Raw genomic sequence first — 812 nt, 5'->3', positions numbered from 1 at the left:
GTGCCGTAGCTGTCGTCGTGCGCCCGCCGGGAAGTGCGGGACAGTCCTGAGGGTGTCACTGCCAGCCGAACAACGTGTCGCCGGCCTTCACCTCGCCGCTCTCGCGTACCTGGGAGAGCGATTCGGCGGTCGCCTCGAGGGCCACCACCGGGCAGATGGGCGACTTGCCGGCCGCCTCCACCCCCGCCGGGTCCCACCGGACGACGGCCTGGCCCCGGGCCACCGTGTCCCCCTTGTTGACGAGGAGTTCGAAGCCCTCTCCATTGAGCTGCACGGTGTCGATCCCGAGGTGGGTGAGAACGCCGTGGCCCTGGTCGTCCACGACGACGAAGGCGTGCGGGTGCAGGGAGACGATGATGCCGTCGACGGGCGAGACGGCCTCGGACGGTTCGCGCACCGGATCGATCGCGGTACCGGGACCCACCATCGCGCCCGAGAACACCGGGTCGGGGACCTCGGTGAGTCCGATGGCACGACCGGTAAGAGGGGACGTCACTGTGGTCATGGGGGCCTCCCAGGGGTGGAGATGAAGAGGTATCCGCCGCAGCGGATGGAGGACGGCGTACTGATCAGCAGCGTAAGTCATAGGAAGTCCCGGTTCTGCTCGAGACCTACCGCTTGACAGACCTGGCGACGCCCCGCGAACGATTTGCCTCGACTCGCGGAGGCCTGTACTGTCGTACCCCTGCCTGACCCCAACACGACATACAAGTCGGGGGTCGGCGGCGACTCCCAAGCACAGACTCTCACTCTGATCCGTGCCCCTGCATGTCTGCAGGACGTGGTCAAGGGAATAGCGAAAAGGCTGATAG

Annotated in this window: 1 protein-coding gene; it reads right to left on the bottom strand. The window is 66.6% G+C overall.

The window, feature by feature from the left end; all coding sequences use genetic code 11:
- Positions 1 to 55 precede the first annotated feature (55 nt).
- A complete protein-coding gene (locus IH13_RS0114865) occupies positions 56 to 505 on the bottom strand; it encodes a PTS sugar transporter subunit IIA (protein ID WP_031084619.1) in 450 nt (149 codons plus the stop codon).
- Positions 506 to 812: the final 307 nt, after the last annotated feature.

It is taken from the genome of Streptomyces sp. NRRL WC-3549 (assembly GCF_000721935.1).
GTDB lineage: Bacteria > Actinomycetota > Actinomycetes > Streptomycetales > Streptomycetaceae > Streptomyces.
Note: the sequence above shows the minus strand (reverse complement) of the source record. Positions and strands in the feature narration are given on the sequence as shown.